This window comes from Chryseobacterium lathyri (assembly GCF_030812195.1).
GTDB classification, from domain to species: Bacteria; Bacteroidota; Bacteroidia; order Flavobacteriales; family Weeksellaceae; genus Chryseobacterium; species Chryseobacterium lathyri_A.
The window spans coordinates 1,980,997-2,005,081 of the sequence record NZ_JAUSSF010000001.1 but is presented as its reverse complement, the minus strand read 5'-3'; the positions used below and the strand labels follow the sequence as shown (position 1 = coordinate 2,005,081).

The window sequence follows — 24,085 nt, the reverse complement described above, 5'->3', positions numbered from 1 at the left end:
AAAACTAAAAGAAAAGAGAATGGCACAAGGAAAACAGACCCCTCGTCAGAAGATGATCAACCTAATGTATCTGGTGTTCATCGCGATGATGGCCCTAAACATTGATGCAGAAATCATCAGATCATACTATGACTCTACCAGAGCATTAAATGAAACGAGAACTTTAACAGAAAATAAGAACGAAAAGATTTTCGAAAAAACGCTTGAGGCTAAAGCACAGCAGGTTCCGGATACCTATGCACAGCCTTGGTCGCAGTATAAAGTTTTAAAAGGTAAAATTGATGCTTTAGTAGCTTCTGCTCAGGGGATCAAGGATGCTCTAAAAAAACAGTCAGATTTTCATGATAAAGATCCAAAAACTGGAAAAGATATTGATGTAAGTGAAAATTTTGCGGCATTAAATAATAATGAAGCGACTACAGAATATTTCTTCAAAGAAGGAGAAGAAAATACCCCTTCAAAAGGAGCTTTAGATTTGAAAGCTAAAATTGATGACGTAAGAAATTATATCAACGCAACTTTTGGTGGTAATCCACAATTAAAAGATTTGGTAGACAGAGCTAATAAATCTCTGATTGCCGAATATCCAAAAGGAAAATCTCCAAATGATAAGACTTGGTTTCAGAATAAATTCTATCACCAGCCGTTAATCGCTGCAATTTCTAATTTAGAGATCATCCAGAATGACGCGAGAAACGTACAGTCTGATGCATTAGCGTTATTACTTCAGGAGAAAGTGGATGCAAGCATCAAATTCTCAAGCTATGAACCTATTGTTTCAGGTCCGGTGGATATCCAGGCAGGAAAACAAGCTGAGGTAAAAGTAATGTTAGGTACATATTCTACAAGCAACAAGATTAGTATCACTGGTGTAAGTAGAGTAGAGAATGGTAAAGGTATCAGCTCAATATCAGGTTCTGGTATTGGTGAACATAAATTAGGAGGAACAATTACTTTAACGGATGCTTCAGGAAAACCTCAGAGTTTCCCATGGACACATACGTATAACGTAATCGCAGGACCAAGAGAAGTAAAACTTGAAAAAGGATTATTACTTTCTGCTGATAAAATGAACGTAATGTATAGAGGACTTGAGAACCCTGTTTCAGGATCCATCTTAGGTGCTGATAATTCTAAACTTTCATTATCTGCTCCGGGAGCATCAGTAAGAAATACTGGCCCAGGAAAATGGATCGTGAAGCCTACAACAGGTAATACAGTTAAACTAACATTATCAGGAATAGATCCTTACGGAAAATCAGTATCTCAGGTATTTGAATATAGAATTAAAAATGTTCCACCGCCACAAGGTCAGATCAGAGGACAAAGTATGACATCTATGCCGGCAGGTTCTATCCAGAATCAGACTGTACAGGCAGCAATCCCTGACTTCGACTTCCCTGTTTCATTTACTGTAACTCAGTTTATGGTTAGAGTACCGGGTAGAGCAGCACTATTGGTTCATGGAAATTCATTAAGTGATGCTGCTGGATTAGTTAAAAATCTTAGATCTGGAGATGTAGTTTCTATCTTTGATATCAAAGTTACAGCTCAGGGTCTTGAAGGACAGGCAATTAAAAACATTACTCCTATAATCATTAATATTCCATAGGACTAAAATTGTAATTTATTATGAAAAAATATATTAGCACCCTTTTAGTATTAGTTTCGGGATTCGCTTTTTCCCAGACTATTCTGAACGCAGCTTCTCCGGAAGAGTTCAGACAGATGAGAGAGGAAAACAAACAAAAAGTTGGTGATACTATTATTGATAACACAGTAAAGCCTCTTGAATACGGTTTTGTAGAAGATAAAGATATCCTTAAGAGTATGTTTGTTTGGGAAATCATTGACATGAATGATAAGATCAACCAGCCATTCTACTATGACAATCCGGATGGACTTTTAGCCACACCTACCAGATCTTTGTACCAGTTATTGTTAGATGGTGCATTGACCGGAAAGATCGAGCAGGTTTATGATGATGAAAACTTTACCGTGAAACTTTCACCGGAAGGTATTCAGAAAAGACTGGAAAAAGTAGTAATCAACGATGCTGCTATTGATATCCTTAACTCCGGAAGACAGTTAACTGAGCAGGAGAAAAAAGAATATACCGACGTTTTCAAGACGACTACTGATAAGGTAAAAGTCCTTAAGATCATGGGTATGTGGTTTATCGATAAGAGAGACGGACAGATGAAATACAGACCTCTGGGAATTGCAGCAATGGGACCAGATCCTGCTGTACAGGGTGTTATTGGACCAGATGGTAAGCCGATTGCCAGTAATGATGAGCTGATCGACCTATTCTGGATCTACTATCCGAATGCAAGAGATATTTTGGCAAACAACTATGTTTACAACAGAAAGAACTCTTCTGCCGACCTTTCTTTTGATGATATCATCAATGCAAGAAGATTCTCTTCAGTTATTTACAAATCATCAAGCGGTTTAGGTGATGGTACTATCAAGGACTATATCCCTAAAGATGCTGAAGATCAGTTGGAAGAAAGCGAAAGAATCAAAGCGCAGATCCTGAATATGGAAAATGATATGTGGAATTACTAGATTTCACTTGATATTTATACAAAACCTGAGTACTTTTACTCAGGTTTTTTTATTATGAAACATATAGACTATATTATTGTTGGAGATGGGTATGCGGGATTTTTTTTCGCCCATCAGCTCATGAAGAATAACAAATCTTTTGTACTCTTTTCAGAAGGTAGAAAGAGTGCCTCCCAGATTTCTGCCGGAATTATCAATCCGGTAGTCCTCAAAAAATTCACGACCTTCTGGAAAGCACAGGAACAAATTGATTTTCTGAAAGACACTTTGAATGAAATAGAATCTTATACTGCGAAAAACTATCTCATCAATTCACCGATTCACCGAATTTTTCATGATGGGAATGAACAGAACCTCTGGCTGAAGAAATCAGATAATGAAGAACTCTCCAGCTTCCTTGATAGAAAATTCGATCATTTAGAGGTGGTAAAAAACGACTTTAAGACAGGAAAGGTTAATCAGTCTGCCAGACTTCAGGTGAATGGTTTTTTCATGGGTCTATTTGATTTTTTAGAAAAAAAAGAAGCCTTGATCAAAGAAAAGTTTGATTATGAAAAATTAGATGCTTCTTCATCTACTTATAAAAATTTTCAGTTTAAGCATATTGTATTCTGTGAAGGAATGGGTGTGAAAGAAAATCCATTTTTCTCAGATATTGCTGTAATTCCAAATAAAGGGCATCATATTAAAGTAAAACTTTCCGAACCCATTCCAAAAGATATTACCATCAAAAAGAAACATTTCTTATTTCCAACAGATGATGGGCTTCATTTCTATGGCGGAACCTACGACAGGGAACAGCTTCACTATCACATTGACGAATCTGCAGTTACCCAGCTTGTAAATGGGCTGTCAGAAATTTATCCGTATGATTTTGAAGTTAAAGAAGTGAATTTCGGTTTCAGGCCGACAGTAAAAGACAGGAGACCGATTATCGGAAGACATGCCTCATACAAAAACCTGTACGTATTCAATGGTCTTGGGGCAAGGGGAATTCTGAATGGCTGTTATTTCTCAAAAAGCCTGTATCAGTTTATTGAAGAAAATATTCCGCTGGATGAAGAAGTTTCCAGTGACAGATTTAAATAGCTTGAGCTGAAAAGAGAAGGGGATTCAGATTTATTTACCAAGGTTGCAGTAAAATTAATGAACTACATTTAAAAAGCATTGAAACTATGAATGAAAATATTTTGGGCATAATAGCCGGAGTCCTTACTTCCATCTCCATGATCCCTCAACTGATCAAAGTTATCAAAGAGAAAAATGTAGATGATATATCTCTGGTAATGCTCTTAGTGCTCATTACCGGACTTTCACTTTGGGTCTGGTATGGCTTTATAAAAGATGAGCTGCCCATTATTTTATCAAATGCATTTGCAGTTATGGTGAATATAAGCCTTCTGATCTGCTATACGATCTATAAAAAACCTTAAGAGAATTTATAATAAAAAGACGTTTCACAAAATCGTAAAACGTCTTTTTTTATTGTAAAATTTTAAACTCGGTTATGGTTGAAGGACAAATTTAGCCAAAGGAGCCATTCTTGCCTTATTCAATGTCAGCGTATTGCCGTTTACAGAATAATTATCTGCGGCAAGCACTGCTTTTGTAAATAATTGTTCAGTTTCAAGATCCTCACAGGCTATCATGGTAGACATTCCCTGGTTGAATTTGATTCTCATGATATCAGGTTTAATCTCAAAAGTACCTCCAAATCCATTGCATCCTGCATGACCTTCATATCTCATGCCTTCTGTATTAAGCTTGAAATAAGGATTGTTTTTCGGATTTTTAAGCTTGATCGGCTGCCCGTTCAGCTCCGTAAGTTTCCAGGTCTTTCCCATAATATCAGCTGTTTTTGGAGCTGAAGAAGTTTTACATGCCGTAAGAAAGACAAGTAAAAAAAGAGCGGATAAGTAATAATATAAGTTTTTCATAAATATTATTTTGTTTAAGAGTGGTGATTAAATTAATAGGAAGCCATCTTTGCAGAGCCGGACCCTTTTGTTTCACGTTTTGCGTGGAACAGAACCATATCTACATTTTTTTTCAGTAAAGTAATATTTCCTTTGATATTTGAATACTGATATTCTTCATTGCTTGCAGTGTACTCAGGAAGAGCATCACTTTTTTTCAGATTATAGGTTTTACCCTCCAGATGTACTGTTGCCGTACTTTTTGTATGGTTGATGATAACCTCAATTTTTTCTCCATAACTGTCGGTGAAAACCTCTTTTGTGGTTTCATCTTTGTTTTCCGGTACTGCATCTGTAATGATCTCTGCCTCTTTGCCCGGATGCTTACACGCTGTTGAGGAAAGTACTGCCAGCCCGATAAGGACCAATGTGAATAATTTTTTCATAGTGATAAGTGATTGGTAAGTGTATCATGAATTAGTGATATTAATATTATATAAATTTACAAATATTTTTAATAAATATATGTTAATTTTACATAAATTAATCTAATCTTTCTACCTGTTATGCATTACGGTTCTTTACAGGTGTTTTATAATCATAAAAAGATTTTTCACTAGGATTTGTAAAGATGGTCACCGCAGGAATGCTTTTTGAGCCGTCGGTTTTAAGAATGAAATAGTACAGCTTTTTTCATAATTACATTTGTTGTTTTAATTGAGTGCAAAAGTATTAAAATTATATGGTGTTGATACACAGTAAAAAATGATTTAAATCATACGGTTGAGAAATCCTTTTTTCCATATCCAGTTAAAAAATAATAGTTCAATTTTAGGAGCTTAAATTCAAGAAAAATCTGGTATTTTTCAATTAACAAAGTTCTTCTTCAGCTAATTTAAAGGAGAGTTAAACTTTGTTAATCTGCTATGACGATATGCATATCTAAATGTACATTTGCCACTTCAAAATGAGAAACTTTATAGTATATTTTTTTACAGGTCTTTTTCTGCTTTTCGTAGTAGAAAGCAGGCTTAGCGTTAAAACACTCCGAAATGACTATTCCGGTCATGTTTCTCATCACATGCCTAAAAAAGCCAATAAACTGAACCAAACTTTCGAAAAGCTTTCAGTACAGCAGATGGCAGACAATGTGGAAAATACCAGCTTAGAAATTCCTGAAGATGACTTTCAGTTATCAGATACCTTACAGATTATTGCTGTATTTGCAGGAGTATTCAGTCTTGTTTATATTTTTGGACTTTGTTCTTTTAAAAGCAGAAAACCTGGTATTCATGGTTTTATTTCGCTATGTTCCAATGTTAAGACATTCATTCTGATCCGTTCTATCAGAATTTAAAATTTCATCTTTTCCGATCTATTTTCTGTCCACAGTCCGGATGGGAAATACCCTGCGTTGCATATGCCGGTAATCATTACGGTGCAGAATCTCTATTACCAACTATTTTCATTTCAAAACATTAACGATTTATATTAACTCTAGAATTATGATCAAAAGAGTTGCCTCAGGCATTGCGATAAGCATCCTTTTACTGACTGTTGGCTGCAGTCAGAAGAAAGAAGAAAAAGAAGAAGCCTCAGTATATCCTGTTACCAGTCCTGTAAAAATGGACACTGTGATCAATAAAGAATACGTAGCTCAGATTCAGTCTGTAAAAAACATTGAAGTCCGGGCACAGGAAAAAGGATTTCTTGAAAAAATTTATGTAGACGAGGGCCAGTATGTACACGCGGGACAGACGCTGTTCAGAATTATGCCTCAGCTGTATCAGGCCGAATTACTGAAAGCCAAAGCAGAAGTAGAGCAGGCTACTATAGAACTAAAGAACGCCAGTACTCTTGCCAGCAACAACATTGTTTCTAAAAACGAAAGAGCAATGGCCAAAGCTAAGCTGGATGCAGCCAATGCTGAAATGAAACTGGCCCAGATCCATTTATCTTTTACAGATATCAAAGCATCGTTTTCAGGGGTGATCAACAGAATTCCTTTAAAACTGGGAAGCCTTGTGGATGAAGGAGATCTGCTGACCTCTTTATCAGATAATACCAATGTCTACAGCTATTTTAATGTTTCGGAGCCGGAATATTTAACCTATCAGACTCATGCTGCCGACAGAGGGAGCAATCAAGTATCTCTGATTATGGCTAATGGCGAAATGCTTCCCCAAAAAGGTGAAATTCAGACCATAGAAGGAGAATTCGACAATGAAACAGGAAATATCGCCTTCAGAGCAAAATTTCCCAACCCTGATAAACTCCTTAGAAACGGTGAGACAGGAAAAGTACAGATGACGATGCCGGTTCATAATGCACTGATTATTCCGCAAAAAGCTACTTATGAAATTCAGGATCAGAAATATGTATTCATCATTGATAAAAACGGAACAGTAAAATCAAGAAATATAAAAGTCTCTTACGAACTGCCCGATCTTTATGTAGTAGGCTCAGGACTTGCAGAAGGTGATAAAATTCTTTTGGAAGGAGTACAGAAAGTAAAAGACGACCAAAAAATAAAGACCAAATTCCAGGATCCTAAAAAAGTTCTTCAGTCATTGAAACTAAAAGCAGAGTAGTCTACTCGTAAAACGAAGCAGTATGTTTAAGAAATTCATCCGCAGACCTGTTCTGTCTATTGTGATCTCGCTGATCATTGTATTTATGGGGATCCTGTCGCTGGTAAAACTTCCGGTGACCCAGTTTCCCTCCATTTCACCACCTAAAGTAAATATCACCGCAGAATATCCGGGAGCCAACAACGAACTACTGATCAAATCAGTGGTTATTCCTCTCGAAAGAGGATTGAACGGAGTTCCCGGTATGAAATATATGACCTCCGATGCGGGTAACGACGGGGAAGCTTCCATTCAGATCGTATTTGATCTCGGAACAGATCCCAATGTGGCCGCAGTAAACGTTCAGAACCGTGTATCTTCCGTTGTTAACAAACTCCCGCCTCTGGTAGTGCGTGAAGGGGTGAAAATTACCCGTGAAGAACCGAATATGCTGATGTACATTAACCTGTACAGTGATGACCCGAAAGCTGACCAGAAATTCCTTTTCAATTATGCTGATATCAATGTGATGTCTGAGCTGAGAAGGGTAAGTGGAGTAGGTTTTGCAGATATCCTCGGAACCCGTGAATATGCTATGCGTATCTGGCTTAAACCGGACAGGCTTACGGCTTACAATATTTCTGCCGACGAAGTGATGGAATCCCTGAACCAGCAGAGTTTGGAAGCTTCTCCCGGGAAAACAGGAGAAAGCTCAGGAAAACGTTCCCAGTCGTTCGAGTATATCCTGAAATATTCCGGACGTTTCAACAATGAAAAAGATTACGGAAATATTATCCTGAAAGCAAAACCGGGAGGAGAATTTGTAAGATTAAAAGATGTTGCCGATATAGAATTTGGTTCCTCAATGTATGATATCTATTCTACACTGAACGGAAAGCCTTCTGCAGCGATCACAGTAAAACAATCCTACGGTTCCAATGCAAGTGATGTTATCAAAAACGTTAAAACTTTGATGGCTGATCTTCAGAAAAACAATTTCCCGAAAGGAATGCATTACGATATCAGTTATGATGTTTCCAGATTCCTGGATGCTTCTATGGAAAAAGTAATTCATACCCTTTTTGAAGCCTTTATCCTGGTAGCAATTGTAGTATTTCTGTTCCTTGGAGACTGGCGTTCGACCTTAATCCCTGCGCTGGCGGTTCCGGTTTCACTGGTTGGAACATTTGCCGTCATGTCCGCATTTGGAATCACGTTAAACATGATCTCGCTCTTTGCATTGGTAATGGCCATCGGGGTCGTCGTCGATGATGCGATTGTGGTCATTGAGGCTGTCCATGCCAAGATGGAAGAAAAAGGACTTTCCCCATTAAAGGCTACTGAAGAAGCCATGCATGAAATCAGTGGGGCGATTATCGCGATCACTTTGGTCATGGCATCCGTATTCATCCCGATTGCATTCATGTCTGGTCCGGTTGGAGTATTTTACCGCCAGTTTTCTATTACCATGGCTTCAGCCATTATCCTTTCAGGAGTTGTGGCCTTGACTCTGACTCCTGCTTTATGTGCTTTGATCTTAAAAAACAATCACGGAAAAGCTAAAAAGAAAACACCAATTACCATTTTCCTGGATAAATTCAACAACTTATTTACGAAAGAAGCCGGGAAGTATGAGAAAATGCTGAACAAAACAGTGAAGAAAAAATCCATCACGCTTCCTTTACTGCTGACATTTTGTGCCTGTACATACTTCTTAAGCAACTCACTTCCTTCAGGGTTTATTCCGGCGGAAGATCAGGGAATGATCTATGCCATTATTCAGACTCCTCCGGGATCCACTCTGGAAAGAACCAACCAGATCGCCAAAGAGTTATTAAGAGAATCTGAAGACATTGATGGTGTACAGTCCGTTTCCTCACTGGCCGGATATGAAATCCTGACAGAAGGTACAGGATCCAACTCCGGAACCTGTCTGATTAACCTGAAAAGTTGGGAAGAACGTAAAGAATCTGCTGCAGAAATCATTGAAAAACTTGAAGAAAAAGCTAAGAATATTCCCGGAGCCAATATAGAATTCTTCCAGCCGCCTTCCATTCCCGGTTATGGTGCTGCAGGAGGCTTTGAGCTCCGTCTTCTGGATAAAGCAGGAAGTGGGGATTATCACAAAATGGAGCAGGTAAGTAATGATTTTGTAAGAGAGTTGAAAAAACGACCTGAGCTTGGATCTGCATTTACATTCTATTCTGCAAGTTTTCCCCAGTATATGCTGAAGGTGGATAATGACCTTGCTGAACAAAAAGGAGTAACTATAGAAAATGCAATGGATAACCTTTCGACATTGATAGGATCTAACTATGAGACCAGTTTCATCCGTTTCGACAGACCTTATAAAGTAATTGTGCAGGCTGGTCCCCAATACCGGGCCTTACCTACAGATCTCCTGAAACTTTATGTGAAAAATGATAAAGATCAGATGGTTCCGTATTCAGATTTTATGAAAATGGAAAAAGTATATGGATTATCAGAAATTACAAGACATAATATGTACAATTCTGCAGAGGTAAGTGGAACCCCGGCACCTGGATACAGTAGCGGACAGGCTATTAAAGCAATCCAGGAGGTTGCGGATAAAACCCTTCCGAGAGGCTTCGGTATCGACTGGGCAGGTATTTCTAAAGATGAAGTGAGCAGAGGAAATGAAGCTGTATTTATCTTTCTGGTCTGTCTCGGATTTGTATATCTGATCCTTGCAGCGCAGTACGAAAGCTTTATCCTGCCGTTACCGGTGATTTTATCCCTTCCTACAGGTATTTTCGGAGCATTTTTATGTCTGAAATTATTAGGCTTGGAAAATAATATCTATGCTCAGGTAGCCATGGTTATGTTGATTGGCTTATTAGGCAAAAATGCTGTATTGATTGTAGAATTTGCCGTTCAGAAGAAAGCAGAAGAAGGAATTTCTGTAGCGAAGGCAGCTATCGAGGGGGCGGCGATCCGTTTCCGTCCGATTTTGATGACTTCATTTGCCTTTATCGCAGGTCTTATTCCTTTGGTAATCGCAACTGGGCCGGGAGCTCTTGGAAACCGTACGATTGGTACTGCTGCTGCGGGAGGAATGCTGATAGGAACTATTTTCGGGCTGATGATTATTCCGGGACTATATTATATTTTCGGAACCATTGCAGAGAAATCAAGACTGGCAAGATATGAAGAGGAAAATCCTTTAACAGAACAAACTGAACCTTATCAACACGATAACAAACATGAAGATTTATAATAAATATATAGCAGGCATTGCTTTATTGCTCGTACTCACAGGCTGTAGAGCTCCTATGGCTACTGTTATAAAAGATGAAGTAAAAGAAAACCTGCCTCAGAATTTCAATCAGGAAGAGCAGCAGGATATTAATGCAAACAGTGGAACAACCCCCTGGAGACAGTTTTTTACAGACCCGAATCTGGTAAGCTTAATTGAAACTGCTTTAAAAAACAATCAGGAATTACTGATCACACTTCAGGAAATTGAAATTGCGAAAAGCGGTGTTCTAGCTAAAAAAGGAAGACTGACACCAACGGTATCAGCTGGAATAGGGGCAGGTCTTAAAAAAGCAGGCCGTTATACCAGTGAAGGGGCTGGTGATGCTACTACGGAAATAGAACCCGGAAAAGAAATGCCGGATCCGTTGGGTAATTTTGAAGGTGGCTTGATGGCCAACTGGGAGATTGATATCTGGAAAAAACTCAGAACTGAAAAGGAAGCGGCTGTTGCTCACTATCTTTCTACAGTGGAAGGAAAAAACTTTGTGTTGTCCAATCTTATTGAGGAAGTAGCGGACAATTATTATGAATTGCTGGCGCTGGACAATCAGCTGGATATCATTCAGCAGTACATCAAATTGCAGGAAAAGGCATTGGAAATCTCCAAAATTCAGAAAGAAGCTGCTGCGGCTACGGAACTGGCTGTTAAGAAATTTGAGGCGGAACTGGCAAAATCAAAAGCAGCAGAATATACGATCCGCCAAAATATTACGGAAAAAGAAAATCAGATCAATGCGCTTTTGGGAAGATATCCTCAGCCTATCGTGAGAACGAAAGAAAGCTTTATGTCTACGATGCCACAGACAGTTTACACGGGAATACCGTCTCAGTTATTAGCTAACCGTCCGGATATCAAACAGGCAGAATTGGAATTGAAAGCCTCAAAACTGGATGTACAGGCTGCAAGAAAGGAATTTTATCCCTCACTGGAGATTTCTGCTACATTAGGGTTGGAGGCTTTCAAACCTTCTTATCTAGTCAAGATGCCGGAATCCATTGCCTATAATCTGGCAGGAGAACTGGCAGGCCCGCTGATCAATAAAAGTGCAATAAAAGCGAACTTCCAGACTGCTGATGCTAAACAGATACAATCGCTGTACGAGTATGATAAAACGATCCTAAATGCTTATCTGGATGTAGCGAATCTAATGTCAAAAGTTAAAAATATTGATCAGTACTATCAGATGAAGTCGCAGGAAACAAAAGCGCTCGACCAGTCTATTGATATTGCGAACCAATTGTTCCGGAATTCAAGAGCGGATTATCTTGAGGTTCTTTTAAATCAAAGAGATGCTCTGGATGCTAAAATGGAGCTGATTGAAGCTAAACAGAAACAGCTGAGCACCGTTGTAGACATCTACAAAAGCTTAGGCGGCGGCTGGAAATAAAATATCATAATTCTATCAATAAAACAGTTAATGTTTTGGGCTGATCCTTTTCGGGGATTGGCCCTTTTTTTTTAATATGTCAATTTTTTGAGAGCTAGGTTGTTTTGCTCGTTCATTAGAATGAAATAAAACTAAATTTTATGCAACAAAGATAATTCCGGACTTTGGAAGTGAAAAAAATAATTTAATCCAACATCGGAGAAATACTCAGGTATTTACTGCAATTATAGCCATTTTCTGTGGTATATTTGTTAGACATCAACACCACACAAATCCTTGCCATGAAAAAGTTCTTTCTAGCCATTCTCGGCATTCTTGTTATTTTGGCAGCTGTACTGCTGATTAAAATGTATACGTATCCTTTTAAAAAAGCAGCAGCCGAAACTTTAGAAGGCTGGAAGCTTGTAAAGAATGATTCTGCTGTAATGCGTCTGTCAGGCGGCCTCAAAATTCCTACGGTTTCCACTGGCAGCCTTGGTGAATTCAATTATGCGCCGTTTGATCAGTTTAAAGAATACCTGAAAACATCTTATCCGCTGGTTTATCAGCATACCGAAAATAATGAGATCAATACCCATGCTTTGGTTTTCAGGCTTAAAGGAAGCGATCCTTCACTGGAGCCTATACTTTTTCTTTCCCATATAGATGTCGTTCCTCCCGGTGATGCCGATGTGAAAAATAAAGAACAGAATATTTTCAGACCCAATGACAAACCTCTGCCTCCGGTTTCTAAAGTAGCGGAAGACTGGGATTTTGAACCTTTTTCAGGAAACGTTGCGAACGGAAGGATTTATGGAAGAGGAGCCATCGATATGAAAGGAATGCTCTTTTCACTCATGGAATCTATGAATACCATGATTAAAAGCAAAAAGATGCCTAAACGCGATATCTATCTGGCTTTCGGTTTTGATGAAGAAGTGGGCGGACAAAAGGGAGCGATGCAGATTGCTGAATATTTTAAGAAAAAAGGTCTCCAGTTTGATGCAGTGTATGACGAAGGAGGTCTGATTATGCAGAAAGGTAATGTAGCAGGCGTAGATTCCGATGTGGCTGCTGTTGGATGTGCAGAGAAAGGTTTCTTTTCTGCAAAGATAAAAGTCAAAGGGCTTGGAGGTCACTCCTCAATGCCTCCCATGGAAAGCGCAATAGGAAAAGCTGCCGTGATCATGCAGAGGCTTGAAGATGATCAGATGAAACCTTCTATAACTCCGCTCATCAAAGAATTCTTTAGTAATATTGGCGGCTCAATGCCTTTTACTTCCAGGCTGGCGCTTTCCAACCAGTGGCTGCTAAAGCCTCTTCTTTTATCACAACTTACCAAAAATAATACGACCAACGCCTTGGTACGTACAACAACAGCGTTGACGATGATGAAAGGAAGCGACGGAACCAATGTTCTTTCTCCCGAAGTAGAATTTGTGGTTAATTTCAGATTGCTTCCCGGAAACACGTTGAAAGAGGTCCGTGAGCATATTGCAAAAGCAACAGAAGGTTTTGATGTTGAGGTAGAAGATATCGACAATACAAGAGAAGCTTCTGCCGTTTCTCCTTCCGATACAAAAGGATTCAGATTAATAGAAGCCGGAGTCAGGGAAATCTATCCGGGAGCCATTGTGACCCCATATCTTACTATGGCCGGTACCGATGCCTACAAATATCAGATCGTAAGCAAAAATATCTATAGATTCATGCCCATCAGGATCAACAGCTCAGAACAGCAAAGTATCCACAGCACCAATGAATACATCAGTATTGAGAATTATCTGAAAATGATCCATTACTTTGAATACATGATGACGAATTACGACAAATAATGTTTGGGAATCGGATTTCAGTAGGAATTAGAAAGTCAGATATTTTGAGGAGTTTAGAGTTTTAAATGTAAGGTTTCGTATATATTAACTCAAATAATAATCCCAGCTTCACACAAAATTTATATCTGAAATCTGACGTCTGAAATCTAAATTCTTCATCTTACCTTAATAAATATTTTACAAAAAAAATAACACGTCAAGTTTTGTCGCATTACAGCAATAGCTTTGTCATATCAAAATTACAGAGCTATGGAATTGCCGTTTTACTTAACATTTAAAGAATTTGAAAGCCATTATTACGACACCCTTGAAAAATGGTTTGAAGAATATCATAATGCCAGTGAGATCGATTTTTTAAAGGCCCTGGCAGATCTTTACAGCCCTTATTTATACTACAGTTTTGCGGATGACAGGCTTTTGGCTGATACTTCTATGGAGATCAAAGACTGCTTTTTCCCTTATCATGAAAAGATTGGGATCTCTTTCTGTACCAACTGTGAAAATGAAAAGCATCCCAAAGCTGCCAAAGGCATGAATCATATATTTGAGTGGAAAACCATTACCATGATGGAATACGCGCAGCATATTTTGGATAAAATCAACAGGCACTTGTCAAAAAACGGCAACTCTATGGACGGAAATAAAACAGTTTTGGATTATATCAATGACTGTGAGATTATTACTTCAAGAGAAGGAGCAGGGTATTGTGTAAATTATAAAAGACACCAAGCTGCGGTTCCCTTTTTGAAAGCTTATCTTCCTTATTACGGTCAGACTGTAAATATTGCAGTGTATCGGGATTTTATTTTTTCTGTCGCACAGATCGCAGAGTATATCGACCGGAAACTGAAATCCGTACAGGCCTTTGAACACACTGTTTATGCTAAACTAAAATCAGAAGCCAAATTCAAAGTTCAGATGAGTCATCAGTTCTTGACAATCTGCAATTAAATTTTACACCAAACATTCATATCTAATTATATTGATGGAAGACCTTTAATGGTTTTCCAGACAAATCCTGGCAGAGATGCCGGGATTTTGTTTTTATTCCATTATTACTCATTATTTAATAGTATTGAACAAAAAAAGGCCTTAAACAATTAAGTTTAAGACCTTTATCTTCTTGCAGAGAGGAAGGTTCTGGTATTGTGACATTTAATGCAATCTAATGAATTGAAATGAAATGTATTTGTTTTATTTACAGGTGTTTATAATGTCATTTGTAAATACTATATTTTATAATCAATACATTACATTTTGTTTAGGTTTCATTAATGTGGGGAACATGTGGGGAATGATAATGATTAATTTGGCATCAAATTTGTAAGTGTCAAAATACGTTAATATTCGTTCTTTAATATTTGGATCTATAGAGTTTATTCTTTGAATAACACCAACCTGTCAGACCTTACTGATAAGGTGGTTCAATGATTCGGCTTCAAAGCAAAGCTAATAGGCTAAACAAAGGGTGCAGATATCTTTTCTGTAGAATTTCATACAAATTGAATAATGTCACCTGTTTTATTGAACAAAAAACGGAGATGTATAATTTAATAAATAACGTATGAAAGTAAAATTCATTTTAAAAAATCCTAAAGAGGATAAGAATACAATTTATGTAAGAGTAAGAGCAGGAAGAGCAATTGATTTAACAATAGCAACAAAGGAAATTGTTGATTTAAGTGATTGGGATATTATCAATGAATGCTTATTAGAGCAATATGATGAATACAGGAATGGTAAAACTATTCTTAAAAGAGATGCAGAAACGAAACAGAAAATTCATGAAAATAAAATTGTGAATTATCGTTTGATTGAACTAAAGAAGAAGATAGAAGACTCTTATAGATCAACTGATAAATTCATTAATTCGGGATGGCTTAAAGATTTAATTTATCCAAAGATTGATGAACCAGTATCCGAAAATATTTTATTTACGGATTATTGTAATATTTTCTTGAAGTCAAAAGGAACTACAGTCAGTAAAGAATATGGAACAAAAGTAAACAGCATCAAAGCAATTATTGAAAGATATATAATCAATAGAAAATTAAAGAAATTATTTTTAATTGACATTAATAATGACTTCAAAAATGACTTTGAAAACTACTGTAGAGGAGTGGAAAAATATTCAGTTAACTATTTTGAGAGAAATTTTAAATTTATTAAAACAATACTTTATCACGCTCAACAAAATGGATGTCAAATTTATTCAGGCCTGAACAGAATTAAATGCAAGACGGAAAAAACAATGTTTGTATTTCTTTCTCAACAAGAATTAGAAAGAATAGAACGAACAACTTTTCAAGAGGAGCATTTTGAGACTGCTAAAGACTGGTTATTAATTTCCTGTTATAGTGGACAAAGAATTTCAGACTTTATGAGATTCAATACTTCAATGATTCATATAAGAGAAGTAAAAGAGAAAGAAAAATACTTTATTGAATTTACTCAGGAGAAAACTAATAAACAACTTTTGCTCCCTCTGCACGAAAAAATAGTAGAAATTCTTCATAAGAGGAATTGGTGCTTTCCTAGGAAAATGTCAGAGCCAAGATATAATGAACATATAAAAAAGGTATGTGAGCAAGTCGGAATAGATGAACTGGTAGATGGAACTTTGGCAGTAAAGGACGAAACAGAATATATTAAGAATAGAAAGAAAAACAATAGAAGAAAAATAAAAGGAAATTTCCCCAAATATATGTTGGTAAGTTCTCATATAGGAAGAAGAACATTTGCGTCTAATAACTTTGGAAGAATTCCGACACCTCTTTTAATGGTAGCAACAGGACATTCAAGTCCAAGTATGCTCATGAGATATATAGGAAAGATCGATGAACAGCAGTCTTTAACCTTAGCAGAATACTTATAAAATTAAAATTGATTACAATGAACGATATAATAATTACAAACCATAATAATATTAAAGAAATATTTAGAGAAGTAATAAGCGAAGAAGCTTATAAATTCGCAAATTGGTTCAACTCCAAGCTAATTGATCAAGATAAAACTTTAACCAGAAAGCAGGCAGCAGATTATCTTGGTATGAGCCCTAGTACACTATACCGGCATACTAAACAAGGTGACATCAAAGCTTATGGAATAGGTAACAGAGTTTATTATAAACTTAAAGATATCCACGATGCCATGCGGGCTATTAATTAAATGAAACCGTTTGCAGTTTTAATACCAGAAAGGATTGACATTGAAGGTATAATAAATGTCAATCCTTCTCTTTTTGAAGAGGATTACTTACGATATTTGATTAATATGATAGTGATTAAGCAGGGGCGAATGATTGAGAATCATGAATTTCAGATAGAATCATATTTTGAGAAAAAGCCTTACTATGGGAGTTCTGAAAGATATGTTAAGATTGAATCACTAAAAAAAGGGAGCCAATACCAAAAACACAAACAATTGTGTGAATACCTTTGTCAGGATAACGTTATGGTCAATAGAAGCCGAACGAGAACAAAGTTGGTGAGTGTATTTGAGAGAATCCTGTATATTCCAGAAAAGAATTCTTTTGAATATAGGATTGGGGCATATTATAGGAAAAGCAAGTTGAAAATAGAATTCATTCAGGATCAGCAAATCATTAAAGCAATCAAAGGGAATGAATCAAAGTGTGACAGCGAGTTAAAACGAGGTCATTATAAATTCTTTCAAAAATATTTTGATCAAAACAAGTTACAAATTGATTTACCAAAAGCAGTTGAATTATGTGAGTTGAGACATGAAGGTCATAAGCAGTATGATAAATACGTAAAAGAGATGACCCAAATCACCAATCTTTATAATGGTATTTATAGACTGACTTTTAAAAAGAATTCATTAGGAAGAATCTATACCAACCTTACCCAATTACCTAAAGCTTATAGAAGGTTTGTATCCTATAATGATAAGAAGTTATCCGAAATGGATGTATCTAATTCTGTAATCTTCTTTATGGGGATATTGTTAGATAATATTCTTGATAAAGATTCTATTGAAGAATTATTTAATAAAGATATATATAATAATATATTAAATGGAGAGAGTTCTTTCCTCCTACTAATGTTTTATAAATCTTTTGAAAGCCTTTCAGAGAGGGAGGTTCAGCTGATACAACAACTAGGCAGGAATGGTACATTTTATGACGAGTTTGTTTTTTTATTTGATGAGTACTTTACTTTTGAAGAGATGAGAGATCTTTATGAAGAAGATAATGAAGATAGCTATTTAGGAATTGACAAACAAAAAAGAAAAATTAGTAAAAAACAATTATTGGCAATGCTTTTTGCTAAACCGACCCAGTATTTGAAAGAACAAGAGGTTTTTAAAATGAAGTTTCCTGAATTGTTAGACAGTATTAATAGTTCAAAGATGAGGTTGGGCACGAAAAACTCTCATATCTTCTTTTTCAGATTGAAGCCTGTTTTGTTTTGGATGTTGTAGCTCGAACTTTTAATAAAAAAAACTATAGAAATGCTCCTGTGTTTACTCTGCATGATTGTTTAATTACTACTTCTGATTATGTGGATGATTTACAACAAGTATTTAATGAATGTTTTAGTCAGTATTTAGGTTGTTTTCCTAAAACAGAGATTGAAGAATGGTAATTTTATTACTAGTATAATATCAGCTTAAAATTTATTGAATTATTTATAAATCTATCTTATGTCTATTTAAAAAAAGCGGAAAATTATCCGCATCGTATTTTAGTTTAATAAAAGAGTTTTTAATTTATCTATTCATTCTTTATCTTTACCAACAATCTTATCAGCCATGAAGAATAAAGCAACCATAAATAATAGTAGTATTGAATCAGCCGGTATACCAAAAGATTATAAAGAATCTATTGCGGAATATATTTGGAATGGATTTGATGCGAATGCAACTACAGTTGAGGTTAATTTTAATTATAATGATATTAATAGTATTGAAGAAATTGTAATTTCTGATAATGGATATGGAATTGAATTTAGAAACCTTGATAAGACATTTGGTTTTTTCCTTGATTCATTAAAAAGACAATCTTTTCAGAGGTCATCATATATAAAAGGGAAAAAAGGGAAAGGTAGATACTCATTTTCAACATTTGCAAATAAGGCAGTATGGAATACCGCTTATTTAAAAGATGAGGTGATTTTAGAATATGATATTGTCATAAGAAAGGAAAATAAGGATGTATTTGAAGATATAAATCATGTCAAATCAAAAAGAACTCATACAGGAACTAATGTCATTCTAAGTGGCATTTATGAGTTAGATGCTTCACATTTTTATGATGATAAATTTTCTAATTTTTTAGCAGATGAATTTGGTTGGTTTTTATTTCTGAACAGAGATTTAGGATATGACTTAAAAATAAATGGAATTAGTGTCAATTATGAACATTTAATTGCTGATAATGAGAAGAAAGAAATTTTGATAAAGGATGGAAATAGTGATGACCACAGTTTTTTTATTACTTACATAAGATGGGAAAATAGAATAGGAGATAAATATTATTACTATTTTTTAAATGATGGAAAAAGAGAATGTGCTAAAAGACTAACATCTTTCAATAATAATGCAATTGATTTTCACCATAGTGTATATATTGAATCATCATTTTTTAACAATTTTGAGGCAGAAAATAATATATCTGAAATAGAGGATAGTTTATTTTTTAAAAACCAAAATCACCCAGTTTTTAAAACTCTTATTACTCGTTTAAATGGATATTTAAATTCTAAACAGAAAGAGTATGTAAAAGGTATCGGTGCCGATGAACTAATATTGAAATTTGAAAAGCACCAAGTTTTTCCAAAATTCTCTAATAATAAATATGATCAAGATAGAAAGAAGGATTTGGTGAATGTAATAAAAGAACTTTATACTGTACAGCCTAAAATTTTCAAGGGTTTAAAAGAAGAACAGGAAAGAACATTTGTTGGATTTCTGAACTTATTATTAGATACTGATGAAAGAGAAAATATACTGGGAATCATAGAAAGTATAACTCATCTCACAACAGAAGAAAGAGAAGAACTAACAGATGTTCTCAAAAGAACTTCATTGTCAAAAATAACTAAAACAATAAAGTTGTTGGAGAATAGGTTTAAAACAGTTGAGTTACTTAAAATATTGGTTTATACTTTAAAAAAGTTTACGACTGAAAGAGAACATATTCAAAAAATTATTGAAGAAAATTATTGGCTTTTTGGAGAGCAATATCATTTAGTTTCATCTGATCAGAATTTTCAAGTAATGTTGAATAATTATCTTTATTTAATCGATGGAATAGAAGATAAGAAAGAAATTAAAGATTATGATTGGAAAAGAAGACCTGATATTTTTGCTTGCAGGAAAAGAAATATTCCTGATGTTATGGAAGATAGTTCTATGCTAGAAGAAAATATTCTTGTGGAATTGAAACGACCGACTGTTACTTTGTCGAAAAAAGAATTTAGGCAAGTTGATGATTATTTAGATTTCATTTTGAAACAAGATGGCTTTAACAGTCAAAAAAGAATTTGGAAATTTTATTTGGTCAGTAATAAAGTCGATGATTATATTTTAAAGCAATATGAAGCATTTAAAGATAAAGGTAAACGTTTTCTTGTCCAACAAGCAGGAAGATATGAAATTTTCGCTATGACTTGGGATGATTTATTTTTAACATTTGAAATAAAACATCAGTATTTGCTCGATAAATTAACTTTTGACAAAACGTCTATACAAGATATACTAAAATCTAAGGGAATTCAGATTGAATCAAATGAGATCACTTCAGAAATAATAAATTTAAAAGAATAATAATTTTATGAATGTCCAACTGTTTCAAAAGATATGGAAAGATTCTGTTTGGAGTAAAATAATCTCTGTTATAATCCTTGCTGTAGTGACTTTTATATATAATGCTTTAGTTGCTAAAGATAAGAATGAAACAATCTTAGAATCTTTGTCTCAGGTTTTGTATTTTAAAGTAGAACTATGGATTTTTATTGTTATTTGTTTGTCTGTTTGTTTAGTTCTATACTTTACTAAGCGACAATTTAAATATGACAATGAAACTTTGGAGTTAGATAGAAAATTGTTTAATCAAATTTCAAATGGAGAGGGAATTCTTGAATTAATATTAGAAATAAAAGGAAACGGTTTTTCAAGTCATCCAGTCAAAATGGAAAGGATAGAAACAATGATTGATTTGTTAGAAGAGAGTAAAAAGCCTAATTTTGAATTTCTTAATCCTCAATTGGATGCATTGAAATGTAAGATTCTTGATGAATTAAGTAATCTAGATAGTACTCTTTCCAATTATGTGTTTGGTGCTAATCTTCACGGCTGGGTTTCCATTCCTTCTGAATGGGAATATGGACAGAGTGAAAGATTTAATAAAGCTAAGAGTGAAATTAGAAAACAAGAAGATATTTTCACAGAAGTATATCAAAAATTTATTACGGAGGGAAGAAAGATTTTAAAAGTTTAAATAAAATAATAAATTTGTATAAAATAAAAGTAAGAAAATAAAATAAACAACATTTAAAAATATAAGGAGCGTTAAACTCTGTTGTTCTGTAAGAAATCGGCAAAATTTTAAACAGCAAGAATAACAAGTCTGATGCACTCGTCCTACGGGCGTGTGTTAGTACTTGTTTGCTGTGGGCTTTGCCGAGCCTCTTACAACAAGGTTTGAACCCACACGCTTTTTTAATAATTAATTTTCATCTTGTGGGCTGATGGATTAAATCACTTATGAAAAAATACTATTTATTCGGCTTACTTGTTTTCTTTTATAATTCCACATTTTCTCAAACCTATGAAAGACCAGATAAATGGTACATGGGAATAAATTACAAGCAATCTGGTGATCAAGACGACATCTCTAATGATGACAATTACTTATGGTTTGGATTTCATTATGAAGATGAAACAAAAAATCGAGAATCTTGGCATAAAAAAGGAGGTGTTGAACCTGCTGAATTGATTTTAACAGCATATGATTTTACATTTCAAACAGGCAAACTTGAAAGAATAATGAGTAGGTGTAAATCAGATTTAGATAGATCGAAAATTGAGTTTCAAAAATACGTTGTTTATAATCTTGAAAATGGCTTTGTAAAATTCAATTCAAAAGGTAAGCTACAAAAAATTCAACTTGATAAAGAAATGAGAAATTCTTTTGAAACAGTTGGGGATATGCTTGAGGTTTCAAAATTGCTAGATCTAGCTAAGAAAGTTTATGGTCCAAATTATGAGACAATTATAACAGGAAAGATAACAAAATACATTTGGAAAGATTTGCATTCAACAGTAACAATTGTTATTGATATGAATAATAATCTTATCTCTAGCATTTATTCTTCAAATAATGACTAACATCCCCATAATTTCCCTCTTGTTATGGAATTCTATAGTTAGTACATCAATTTAAAAAGATAATCGAAAAATCAAGGGTATGTATATGCTAAGATTAAGCCTATTTATTATCCCTTTCTAATAACTTTAATAAACTACCATCATGAAAATCAACACGAAGTACATTTTTGCACGTTTATTTATATTCCTAATATTCTTCGTTGGCTTTGTTTTAGGCGGTATTACTTTAATCATACATGGTTATAATCATGATAGTGATGTAGAGTTGATATTTGGGTTGGTTATAGCTTGTTTAGGATTATTTCAAATTTCTCAAAAATATAAAATTAGTTATGTGTTTACTGTTATACCTGTTTTAGTAGCTGTAGTAGGTTTATCAGGAACATTCATTTTTATTCTTTTCTACCTCCCATTCTTTTACAAGGAATCTTTGAATCTGGATTTAGGATCATTGATTTTAAAAGATTGGTTTGTAAGATTAGTAATAATAATTATTGATGTGCTTTTACTCATCAATGTATTTACATATACCAAAAAGCAGTTGAGCAAAAACAAAGAACAAGAAAAAGGTCAATATTAACCAACTCTTATTATTTACGGTTATCCGTAAGAAACCATCATAAATACAGAATACTTTTATCAATTAAAATTTAATTATTAACAAATAAAAACTTTAACATTATGAGAAAACTAATTTTTGTAACATTAACAATCATTTTCAGTGCCTTCATTTTATCGTGTTCAAGCAATGATGATAACAATAATCAAGCATTCCCTTTTCAGGGTAAATGGTCTGGAAGCTATTCCGGAGCAAAAGACCACGGGACATTTAAGATTGATGTAAGTTCAACAGGTAAGGTTACAGGTACAACAACATCAGCCGTATTTAATGAGGACTTTGACGTAAACGGTAATGTTTCGGAATCTGGAAATTTCTCTGCAATTGCTGGGAATGCCAGTTCGGGGGCGACATTCACGGGACAAATGAGTGGGAATAATGCAAATGGGACATGGATAAATACTTCAACAAGTATGGATGGGACTTGGATTGGTGGAAAGAATTAGTTGATATTTACATAGGCGTATCAAGATTTTAGCCCGTTTCTATTGCTTTTGGTATATCAGTGTCAAAAATAAATTTGAGGGGCTAAAATCGTGATATGTTAGGAGAATGTATTCTTAAATCTATTAATTTAAAATAATACATTATTTGTTGTTCTTTCAAATATATTTTGTCAAAACAATTACGGTTTCCCATATAGTGAGGATATATTTTTTCTTAATTTGTAAGAAAATAGCATAACCATAAAATTTCCATCAAGTACACGCAAAGAATAAATCTGTAAAATAGTTTTATCAGGTATATCTAAAGCTTAATTATTGAATAATTTTCATAAATATTTACTCATGTCTAAAAATGACAATATAAATACTCTATTTTTTTGTGATGAGACTAAATTTAGTATTAAAAATGGCGATATAGAAAATGCAATTTATTATTTAGGAATTGCAGTAAATAAAAACGATGTCGCAAAAATAGATGCACAATTAAAGGCAATAATTTCAAAGCATAGAATACAATCATCTACACTACATTCAAATAAGCTATTTAAGGAGCCTAAACCAAGAGAAAAATTAATGACTGATTTAGTTTCATTAATAATCAAAAACAAATTACACTGTTTTTGTTATAAGTATCAAAAAGATTTGTTTTTTAATAAGACTCAAATATTAAATAAGTTTAATAATGAAATATTAAACTTTAATAATTCTGAATTTCAAGCATTATTTTATTATTTAATTATTTTGAATACATATTTAAGAGATATCAACAGTAGTTTATTAACAAAAGACATTATTATGTATTTTGACAGGAATGTTTACGGAGTTAATGATACTGATGAGTTTATTTTTCCCAATGAAAATTTTATTTTAAAACAAATGACCTTTTGTGAAAAATCAAAAGTAAGTCTCTTATTCCTTCCTGATTTTGTAGGATATTTATTTAGAAAATCCAAATTATCTAAAGATAAATATGATAGTGGAAATTTAAATCTTGAAAAATCTTTATTAACAATCGACTGTTATAAAAATATGGTTGAATTAAGTGGTAAGGGACTTTTTCACTTTTTAGATATCAATGAACAAATTTTACAAAAAGCTATCGAGTTAATAATATAAAATAATTAATTTTC

At 34.4% G+C, this 24,085-nt stretch carries 21 protein-coding genes and 1 riboswitch; of the genes, 19 read left to right on the top strand and 2 right to left on the bottom strand.

The features are described 5' to 3' along the window. Window positions 1–19 precede the first annotated feature (19 nt). The 4 genes from porM to J2T03_RS09010 all read left to right on the top strand — a co-directional run bounded on the left by porM (window position 20) and on the right by J2T03_RS09010 (window position 4,004). Entirely contained in the window at window positions 20–1,612 is a 1,593-nt protein-coding gene (gene porM / locus J2T03_RS09025) for a type IX secretion system motor protein PorM/GldM (protein WP_307210819.1), read from the top strand. A gap of 20 nt (window positions 1,613–1,632) precedes the next feature. Continuing rightward, on the top strand, window positions 1,633–2,571 hold the full coding sequence (porN, locus tag J2T03_RS09020) for a type IX secretion system ring protein PorN/GldN (RefSeq protein WP_307210818.1): 939 nt from the start codon (window positions 1,633–1,635) through the stop codon (window positions 2,569–2,571). Between the two features lie 54 nt (window positions 2,572–2,625). Then, window positions 2,626–3,660: an NAD(P)/FAD-dependent oxidoreductase gene (locus tag J2T03_RS09015; RefSeq protein ID WP_306846206.1), complete on the top strand. Its 1,035-nt coding sequence runs from the start codon at window positions 2,626–2,628 to the stop codon at window positions 3,658–3,660. Window positions 3,661–3,746: 86 nt separating this feature from the next. Beyond that, a complete protein-coding gene (locus tag J2T03_RS09010) occupies window positions 3,747–4,004 on the top strand; it encodes a SemiSWEET transporter (protein ID WP_306846207.1) in 258 nt (85 codons plus the stop codon). Window positions 4,005–4,076: 72 nt separating this feature from the next. Here J2T03_RS09010 and J2T03_RS09005 read toward each other — a convergent pair whose 3' ends face one another. Then, window positions 4,077–4,508 (bottom strand): META domain-containing protein, encoded by a 432-nt coding sequence (locus J2T03_RS09005; RefSeq protein ID WP_306846208.1) that lies wholly within the window; start codon window positions 4,506–4,508, stop codon window positions 4,077–4,079. Between the two features lie 32 nt (window positions 4,509–4,540). Continuing rightward, window positions 4,541–4,933 (bottom strand): hypothetical protein, encoded by a 393-nt coding sequence (locus J2T03_RS09000; protein ID WP_307210817.1) that lies wholly within the window; start codon window positions 4,931–4,933, stop codon window positions 4,541–4,543. A 521-nt stretch (window positions 4,934–5,454) separates the two neighbouring features. Between J2T03_RS09000 and J2T03_RS08995 the strand changes: the two genes are divergently transcribed. The 15 genes from J2T03_RS08995 (at window position 5,455) to J2T03_RS08925 (ending at window position 24,071) form a co-directional block, all read left to right on the top strand. After that, window positions 5,455–5,844: a hypothetical protein gene (locus J2T03_RS08995; protein WP_306846210.1), complete on the top strand. Its 390-nt coding sequence runs from the start codon at window positions 5,455–5,457 to the stop codon at window positions 5,842–5,844. Window positions 5,845–5,995: 151 nt separating this feature from the next. Further along, window positions 5,996–7,078, top strand: a complete 1,083-nt coding sequence (locus J2T03_RS08990; RefSeq protein ID WP_373426904.1) for an efflux RND transporter periplasmic adaptor subunit — start codon at window positions 5,996–5,998, stop codon at window positions 7,076–7,078. 22 nt (window positions 7,079–7,100) lie between these two features. Continuing rightward, on the top strand, window positions 7,101–10,295 hold the full coding sequence (locus J2T03_RS08985; protein WP_307210814.1) for an efflux RND transporter permease subunit: 3,195 nt from the start codon (window positions 7,101–7,103) through the stop codon (window positions 10,293–10,295). Continuing rightward, window positions 10,282–11,724: a TolC family protein gene (locus J2T03_RS08980; protein WP_307210812.1), complete on the top strand. Its 1,443-nt coding sequence runs from the start codon at window positions 10,282–10,284 to the stop codon at window positions 11,722–11,724. Before J2T03_RS08985 ends, J2T03_RS08980 begins: the two co-directional genes overlap by 14 nt. A 281-nt stretch (window positions 11,725–12,005) precedes the next feature. Further along, complete coding sequence (locus tag J2T03_RS08975) at window positions 12,006–13,538, top strand: M20/M25/M40 family metallo-hydrolase (RefSeq protein WP_307210811.1); 1,533 nt, start codon at window positions 12,006–12,008, stop codon at window positions 13,536–13,538. 249 nt (window positions 13,539–13,787) lie between these two features. Next, window positions 13,788–14,489, top strand: coding sequence for a hypothetical protein (locus J2T03_RS08970; RefSeq protein ID WP_307210809.1), 702 nt, complete (start codon window positions 13,788–13,790; stop codon window positions 14,487–14,489). A 407-nt stretch (window positions 14,490–14,896) separates the two neighbouring features. Then, window positions 14,897–14,999, top strand: a riboswitch (SAM-I-IV-variant riboswitch). Window positions 15,000–15,102: 103 nt separating this feature from the next. Continuing rightward, window positions 15,103–16,413 carry a phage integrase SAM-like domain-containing protein gene (locus tag J2T03_RS08965; RefSeq protein WP_307210807.1) on the top strand — a complete coding sequence of 437 codons (1,311 nt, stop codon included), beginning with the start codon at window positions 15,103–15,105 and terminating at the stop codon, window positions 16,411–16,413. Window positions 16,414–16,430: 17 nt separating this feature from the next. Continuing rightward, a complete protein-coding gene (locus tag J2T03_RS08960; protein WP_307210805.1) occupies window positions 16,431–16,706 on the top strand; it encodes a helix-turn-helix domain-containing protein in 276 nt (91 codons plus the stop codon). Further along, window positions 16,707–17,981 carry a hypothetical protein gene (locus J2T03_RS08955; protein WP_307210803.1) on the top strand — a complete coding sequence of 425 codons (1,275 nt, stop codon included), beginning with the start codon at window positions 16,707–16,709 and terminating at the stop codon, window positions 17,979–17,981. Between the two features lie 330 nt (window positions 17,982–18,311). Continuing rightward, entirely contained in the window at window positions 18,312–20,327 is a 2,016-nt protein-coding gene (locus tag J2T03_RS08950; protein WP_307210801.1) for an ATP-binding protein, read from the top strand. Between the two features lie 7 nt (window positions 20,328–20,334). Continuing rightward, window positions 20,335–21,000, top strand: coding sequence for a hypothetical protein (locus tag J2T03_RS08945; protein WP_307210799.1), 666 nt, complete (start codon window positions 20,335–20,337; stop codon window positions 20,998–21,000). Window positions 21,001–21,266: 266 nt separating this feature from the next. Beyond that, window positions 21,267–21,890 (top strand): hypothetical protein, encoded by a 624-nt coding sequence (locus J2T03_RS08940; RefSeq protein ID WP_307210798.1) that lies wholly within the window; start codon window positions 21,267–21,269, stop codon window positions 21,888–21,890. Between the two features lie 142 nt (window positions 21,891–22,032). Continuing rightward, the gene (locus J2T03_RS08935; RefSeq protein ID WP_307210796.1) at window positions 22,033–22,470 is read left to right on the top strand and encodes a hypothetical protein; all 438 of its coding nucleotides are present in this window, start codon (window positions 22,033–22,035) and stop codon (window positions 22,468–22,470) included. A gap of 101 nt (window positions 22,471–22,571) precedes the next feature. Then, complete coding sequence (locus J2T03_RS08930; protein ID WP_307210794.1) at window positions 22,572–22,955, top strand: hypothetical protein; 384 nt, start codon at window positions 22,572–22,574, stop codon at window positions 22,953–22,955. Window positions 22,956–23,297: 342 nt separating this feature from the next. Further along, complete coding sequence (locus tag J2T03_RS08925) at window positions 23,298–24,071, top strand: hypothetical protein (RefSeq protein ID WP_307210792.1); 774 nt, start codon at window positions 23,298–23,300, stop codon at window positions 24,069–24,071. Window positions 24,072–24,085 lie beyond the last annotated feature (14 nt).